Origin of the sequence: Streptomyces sp. NPDC059080, assembly GCF_042739975.1 — a bacterium.
Taxonomy (GTDB): Bacteria; Actinomycetota; Actinomycetes; order Streptomycetales; family Streptomycetaceae; genus Streptomyces; species Streptomyces benahoarensis.
Map to the genome: position 1 here is coordinate 170,911 of NZ_JBHYGX010000006.1, position 6,926 is coordinate 177,836.

Consider the following 6,926-nt stretch of genomic DNA (forward strand, 5'->3'; position numbering starts at 1 on the left):
ACCGCGGGGGGGGCGGGGGCCCCCGGCCCGCAACGGGGGGGGCGTTGTGGCCCGGGGGGGGTGGCCGCTGCGCCCCCCCCCGGGGGCGAACGACGAGACTCTGCGGACACCCCCTAGGCGCGTCTTTCCACCGTTCGCCCCGTTCACTCGCCCGTCTCCGCCTTTCCTCTCTTCGCCCGCTCACTACCGCAAACGCTCGGGGACACGGTCCCAGTCCTGCGGCAGCGACGGCAGCTCCCACGCCGGATCGGGCCGCCACTCCTCCCAGCCGTCCCGGAACGGCGCGCCCCACGCGGCGATCCGCTCCACCGCCGCCCGGCCCGCGGCCCGCACCCGCGCCGCCTGCCCCGATGGCATCAGCCCGTCCCGCTGCGCCTGGTCGAACTCGTCCTCGTCCCGCCACTCCCAGCTGCGGTCCGGGTAGACGCACAGGTCGAGGAAGTGGTCCTGCGAATCGATGCCGTCCGCCCAACGGGCGCGCGGCTCCTCCAGATTCACGTACCAGTTCTTGAACCGCCACTCGCGCTCCCAGAACAGCCACACCGACCACGGCTCGCCGGGCCGCGCCAGCTTCAGCACGCCCGTACCGAACCAGCGGTCGTACGAGATCCGCCGCGGCTTGGTGTACCGCGTCGCCAGCGGCTCGCGGTGCACCGCGGTGCCGTCGGCCATCACCGGCTTCACACAGGCGGTGCCGGGCGCCATCCACACTGCCAGCAGGTCTTCGGTGTCCCGGACCACCGTCACCGGGCGGCAGATGTGGAAGCGCGCGGCGTCGGCGTTGTCGCGGTACCGCCACAGGATGTGCGTGCCGGGGGCCCACCGCGCGGCCGGTACCGCCGCCCGCCGCGGCCCGGGAGCCTCGTGCCCGGCCGGCGCGCCCGCCGTGGTCCCCGCCCTCTCCGCTGTCATGGCCAGATCTTAGGGCCTGCCGCGGCCCTTCCGCCGTCCGTCCACAGGGTGCCGCGGGCGGCGGTGCGAGGCGGGGCTGGGAGAGCGCCGGCGTACGCCGTGACGTGGGGCGTCCGGGCCGTCACGGGTGCGTCATCCGCAACACGTCGAGTGCCTCGTCGAGTTGTGCGGCCGTCAGCAGCCCCCGTTCCACATAGCCGCCCTCGTCAACGACCTGACGGATCGTCTTCTGTTCCGCGAGCGCTCTCTTGGCGACCTTCGCGGCCTCCTCGTACCCGAGGTATTTGTTGAGCGGGGTGACCAGCGACGGCGACGACTCGGCGTACTCGCGGGCCCGTTCGGCGTGGGCGGTGATGCCGTCGACCGTGCGGTCCGCGAACAGCCGGGCGACATTGGCCAGCAGGCGGATGGACTCCAGGACGTTCTTGGCGATCACCGGGAGCATGACGTTCAGCTCGAAGTTACCGGCCGCACCGGCCGCGGCGACCGTCGCGTCGGCGCCGGTGACCTGCGCGGCGACCATCAGCACCGCCTCCGGGATCACCGGGTTGACTTTGCCCGGCATGATCGAGGAGCCGGGCTGGAGATCGGGCAGGGCGATCTCGGCGAGGCCGGTGCGCGGGCCCGACGCCATCCAGCGCAGATCGTTGGCGATCTTCGTCAGGCCGACGCCGATGGTCCGCAGCTGACCGCTGATCTCCACCACGCCGTCGCGCGCGCCCTGCGCCTCGAAGTGGTCGCGCGCCTCGGTGAGCGGCAGTCCCGTGGCGCGGGCGACCCGCTCGATCACCGCGGCGGAGAAGCCGGGCGGGGTGTTGATGCCCGTGCCCACCGCCGTGCCGCCCAGCGGAAGTTCGGCGAGCCGGGGCAGTGAGGCGCGCAGCCGCTCGACGCCGTACCGTACCTGCGCGGCGTACCCGCCGAACTCCTGCCCGAGCGTCACGGGCGTCGCGTCCATCAGATGCGTCCGCCCCGACTTCACCACCTCGGCGAACTCGGCCGCCTTGCGCTCCAGGGCGGCCGCGAGATGGTCGAGCGCGGGGATCAGATCGCGGGTGACCGCCGCCGTCGCCGCGATGTGGATCGACGACGGGAAGACGTCGTTGGACGACTGGCTGGCGTTGACCTCGTCGTTGGGGTGGACGTCGCGCCCCAGCCGCTCGCTCGCCAGCGTCGCGATGACCTCGTTGGCGTTCATGTGGGACGAGGTGCCGGAGCCGGTCTGGAAGACGTCGACGGGGAACTGGTCGTCCCACCGGCCCGCCGCGACTTCCTCCGCGGCCGCGGTCACGGCCCGCGCCACCTCGGCGTCGAGCACACCCAACTCGGCGTTGACCTGGGCCGCGGCGGCCTTGATGTGGGCCAGCGCCTCGATATGGGCCCGCTCCAGCCGCTGCCCGGAGACCGGGAAGTTCTCCACCGCCCGCTGGGTCTGCGCCCGCCACTTCGCGTGGGCGGGCACCCGCACCTCGCCCATGGAGTCGTGCTCGGTGCGGTACTCCGCGTCCGCCGTGCTGTCCTGCCGGTCCGTCCTGTCGCTCACCTTCGCCACCTCCGACGGGCACAGCGTCCGGCGGCTCCGCGGTGTTCCCGACGATCGTGGGTTACCGCAGGTAATGCCCCGTGCGGGCTACGTTTCCGGCGCCCCCCGGGGAGCGCCGGAAACGGACGCGGTGACCGCCGGGCTCGACGCGGTGACCGCCGGGCTCAGTGCGCGATGCTGTCGATCAGCTCGCGGGCGCCCTGCCGCAGCAGTGCCACCGCCACCGACGTGCCCAGTGTCGCCGGGTCGAGGCGCCCGGCCCACTCGTGGGCGTTGAGGACCGTCTTGCCGTCGGGCGTGAACACACAGGCGCGCAGCGACAGATCGCCGCCGCGCTCGGCGCGGGCACACCCGGCGATCGGGGAGTTGCAGTGCCCCTGGAGGACGTGCAGGAACATCCGCTCCGCCGTCGCCTCCCGGTGGGCGGCCGGGTCGCCGAGAGGGCTGATGGCGTCGATCAGCTCCGTATCGCCCTCGCGGCACTGGAGCGCCAGGATCCCGGCGCCGATCGGCGGGCACATCACGTCCGTGGACAGCACCTCGGTGATCACGTCCGGACGGCCGATGCGCTCCAGACCGGCGACCGCGAGCAGCAGCGCGTCCGCGTCGCCCGCGGCCAGCTTCTCCATCCGGCGGTTGGCGTTGCCGCGCATCGGCACGCACTCCAGATGCGGATGCGAGGCGGCGAGCTGCGCCCGGCGGCGCACCGAGGAGGTGCCGATACGGGTCCCGGCGGGCAGCTCGTCCAGAGTGAGCCCACCGGGGTGGATGAGGGCGTCGCGCACGTCGTCACGCTGGAGGAACGCGGCGAACGCCGTCCCGGCGGGCAGCGGCCGGTCGGCGGGCACGTCCTTGACGCAGTGCACCGCCAGATCGGCCTCACCGGCCAGCAGCGCCGCGTCGACCTCCTTGGTGAACGCGCCCTTGCCCTCGACCAGCGACAGATCGCCCAGCCACTTGTCCCCGGTGGTCTTCACGGGGACGACCTCGGTGCGCACCTCCGGGTGGAGCGCGGACAGTTCGGCGCGCACCCGCTCCACCTGGGCGAGCGCCATCGGCGAGTCACGGGAGACGATTCGGATCAACTCAGGGGCGGACATGGGGCCACGATAGGCCGTCGGACCCGGGGGCCGTACGGCGGCGGGCCGTGGTTCCCGTACGGGTCCGGGGGCTGTCCCGTACGGTCCGGGGGCGGATCCCGTACGGGACCGGGCCGCGGTATCCGGGGCGCCCCCGGCGCGCGGGACGCCCCGGTGCGCCGGTCCCGGTGTCCGGCCTCCACACGCTCGTGGCACCCGGTGGCGCCCGGAGGTCAGCGCAGCGCGGCGGCCCGCCTGCGGAGCTCGGCGTGCAGCCCGCCGTGCACCTCGGCCGGGGGCAGCCACTCCTTGCGGAGCTTGGCGACACAGGTGTAGTTGCTGTCGCAGACGTTGGCCAGCGGCGACTCCACCGCCTGCGTCACGAACTGGTACGCGTCCAGCTCGCTCAGCCCGAAGTCCCGCGCCAGCCACTGCACCAGGTCCAGCTGCGAGATGCGGAAGGCGTCCTCCAAGGGGCGCGCCGAACCGGTCGAGATCAGATGGGTGTCGGACTCGATGCGCGGCCAGGGCGTCGCGACGCCCTTCAGCAGCTCCACGATCACCACCGTGTGCATCGCCGTCTCGACGGCGACGCCGCAGGTCTCGCCCTCGCCCTGGCGCGCGTGCCCGTCGCCGAGGCTGACCAGCGCGCCCTCGACGTTCACCCCCAGATAGCAGGTGACCCCCGCGCGCATCTCCGGGGTGTCCATGTTGCCGCCGTGCGCGTCCGGGACGAGCGCGGAGCGCACCTCCAGGTTGGCCGGGGCCACCCCGACCGTGCCGTGCATCGGCTCCATCGGGAGCGTCAGCGTGTGCTCGCTGTCCCGGGCGGTGAAGCGGCACAGCCGCCGCTCCCGGTCGAGCTGCCAGATCCACACCGCCTCGGGGAGCGGCGGATGCAGCGCGGCGGTGGCGTGGGTGGCGGTCAGCGCCCCGAAGAGCGGCACGGTCGTCGACGCCGCCCAGTCCCGGCGCGGTTCGACGGAGACGAAGTGCACCGCCAGGGTGTCCCCGGGCTCGGCGCCCTCGACGTGGAACGGCCCGGTCTGCGGATTGACGTACGGGAACGCGCAGACCCGCGAGACCAGGTCGTCGGCGGTACGCACCCGCCCGCCGAAGCAGTCCTCGGTGTACACGTCCAGGACGGTGCCTGGCGCGATCCGCGCGACGGGCGGCGCGCCGCCGAACGTCCAGGCGTACTCCTGCGCGGTGGGCCGGACGGTGAGCACGCGCGGGTCGTCGGCGGGGTCGGTCATCGGGACTCCTCATCGTGGGGCGGATCGGACGGCTCGGGCGGGGCGCCGGGCCGGGGCGCGTCCGGGAGCCCGGCGGGGCCGGACACGCCGGGGCGTGCGGGGGAGTAGGGCGCGCCGGGGCGTGCAGGAGAGTTGGGCGCGCCGGGGCGTGCGGTGGGGTCGGGTGAGCCGGGGCGCGCCGCCGGTTCGGACGCGCCCGCCCGCGCGCCGTCCGCCGGGGCCGGGCCGGGCTCCGGACCTGCCTCCGGATCCGCCTCCGCCTCGATGCCGACGAGTCCGGTCACCGCCAGCGCGTCCGGCCGCCGACGCCACACCACCGTGACCACGACCAGCCCCACGGCCGTCCAACCGGCCACCCCCGCACCCGCGTACGACACCGGCGCGGTCAGCTTCTCGACGAACGGGAACGCCGGGATCCCGGCGGCGGTGAGCAGCGCCGGGGTGAACGCGGCGATGCCCAGCAGCGGGAGGAGCAGATGGCGCACCGGGCGGAACGCGGCGCGGCGACGGCGCAGGAAGTACCCCGCGCAGGCGGCGTTGGTCAGCAGATAGACCGCGATGATCGCGGTCACCACCACCGTCGCCAGCAGCAGGAACGCGGTCCTCGGGCCGTAGGCCCGGCCGAGGAGCAGCGCCGCGCCCAGCGCGATCACGAACTGCGCCGCCAGCCCCACGACGGGCGAGCGGTGCACCGGATGCACCCGCGCGAACGCCCGGGGGAAGAGCCCGTCCCGGCCCAGCGCGAAGGCCGTCCGGGTCGAGGCGTTGGTGGCCGCATTGGCGTTGGCGACCGTCGAGTTGACCACCGCCAGGAAGATCAGCACCCAGAACGCCCCGTAGGAGGCGCGGGCCACCCCGTCCCAGGACGCCGCCCCGGACGGCCCGAAGGAGGCGAACGCGTCCGGCCCCACGTACACCGTGATCGCGTACGTCGTCAGGACGAACAGCAGCCCGACGGAGAGCGCCGCCCCGAGGACCGCGCGGCGCAGCGTACGGCGCGGATCGCGGGCCTCCTCCGCCAGCGGCGCCGCCGCCTCGAACCCGGCGAACGCCAGCACGGTGTAGACCGAACCCGCGATGACACCGGACAGTCCGGGGTGGTCCGGCGGGGCGTGCGACGTGCCGAACACCGTCAGGGTGTTGTGCCGCCCGGCGGCGGCGATCAGCAGCACCGCGAGCACCACGAAGACCAGCACCTCGAACACGCCGAGGACGGTGCCGAACCGCGCGGACGCCCGTATCCCGAAGAACCCCGTCACCACGATCACCACCGCCCCGGCGACCACCCACGGCCACCACAGGTCCGCCGGATACCCGGGCCACTCCTGGTGCAGCGTGTCCGCGACCGTGAACCCCAACTGGAGCAGCAGCAACGCCGGTACCAACGCCTCGACCAGCAGATACGTCCAGGCCACCAGGAAGCCGACGATGGGGTGCAGCCCCTGGGCACTGTACGTCGCCACCGAACCGGCCGACGGCAGCTGCCGGGCCAGCTCCGCGACGGACGAGGCGGTGAACAGGCAGGCAACCAGAGCGATCAGCACCGACAGCGGCAGCGCCCCGCCCGCGTACGCCGCCCCCGCCGGGATCGACACCGCGACGGCGGCGGCGGGCGCCATCGACGTCACACTCTGGAACAGCACCTCCCGCAGCCCCACAGCGTCCCGCCGCAGCCCCGGACCGGCCCCGCCCCTCCCCCGCTGCCCCGCGCGTCCCTGCTGTGTCACGGCCGCTCCCGCACCTCACGACGTCTTCGGACCCCGCAGCGTAGGGAGACCGCCCCGGTGACGGAAGACGCCATACGGTCATGCCGCCGGCGCTCCCCGGGGCACGCCGGCGGATCCGGGAGGCGCCCGGGGCACCGGTGCCGACGGCCGAAATCGCTTCGCGGCCCCCTGTGTGCAAGGGTGGAAACTCGTCGAAAGCACCTCGATGAAGGGAGAAGCGCATGTCCTCCAAGCGACGCCGCAAGAAGAAGGCACGCAGCAAGAACGGAGCCAACCACGGCAGCAGGCCGCAGTCCTGAACCGTCGGCTCCATCCCGACAACGCCGATGCCCCGCCCCTGTGTTGGGGGGGGGGGCCTCAGGGGTGTGGGGGCGGCGGGGGGGAGCCGAAGGGGGCCCCCCGGGGCCGG

The 6,926-nt window shown here is 74.0% G+C and carries 5 protein-coding genes; all 5 read right to left on the reverse strand.

What is annotated here, in order from left to right:
- Positions 1–183: 183 nt before the first annotated feature.
- The gene (locus ACFWWQ_RS07065) at positions 184–912 is read right to left on the reverse strand and encodes a DUF402 domain-containing protein (protein ID WP_384591403.1); all 729 of its coding nucleotides are present in this window, start codon (positions 910–912) and stop codon (positions 184–186) included.
- Positions 913–1,033: 121 nt separating this feature from the next.
- Positions 1,034–2,455 carry a class II fumarate hydratase gene (locus tag ACFWWQ_RS07070; protein ID WP_384591406.1) on the reverse strand — a complete coding sequence of 474 codons (1,422 nt, stop codon included), beginning with the start codon at positions 2,453–2,455 and terminating at the stop codon, positions 1,034–1,036.
- Between the two features lie 164 nt (positions 2,456–2,619).
- Positions 2,620–3,555, reverse strand: coding sequence for a hydroxymethylbilane synthase (gene hemC, locus ACFWWQ_RS07075; protein ID WP_384591409.1), 936 nt, complete (start codon positions 3,553–3,555; stop codon positions 2,620–2,622).
- Between the two features lie 212 nt (positions 3,556–3,767).
- Positions 3,768–4,790 carry an acetamidase/formamidase family protein gene (locus ACFWWQ_RS07080; protein ID WP_384591412.1) on the reverse strand — a complete coding sequence of 341 codons (1,023 nt, stop codon included), beginning with the start codon at positions 4,788–4,790 and terminating at the stop codon, positions 3,768–3,770.
- Entirely contained in the window at positions 4,787–6,517 is a 1,731-nt protein-coding gene (locus ACFWWQ_RS07085; protein WP_384591415.1) for an amino acid permease, read from the reverse strand. Before ACFWWQ_RS07085 ends, ACFWWQ_RS07080 begins: the two co-directional genes overlap by 4 nt.
- Positions 6,518–6,926 lie beyond the last annotated feature (409 nt).

Coding starts and splice junctions, on each gene's coding strand:
- ACFWWQ_RS07065 (WP_384591403.1), bottom strand. CDS start 912: ATGACAGCGGAGAGGGCGGGGACCACGGCGGGCGCGCCGGCCGGGCAC.
- hemC (WP_384591409.1), bottom strand. CDS start 3,555: ATGTCCGCCCCTGAGTTGATCCGAATCGTCTCCCGTGACTCGCCGATG.
- ACFWWQ_RS07080 (WP_384591412.1), bottom strand. CDS start 4,790: ATGACCGACCCCGCCGACGACCCGCGCGTGCTCACCGTCCGGCCCACC.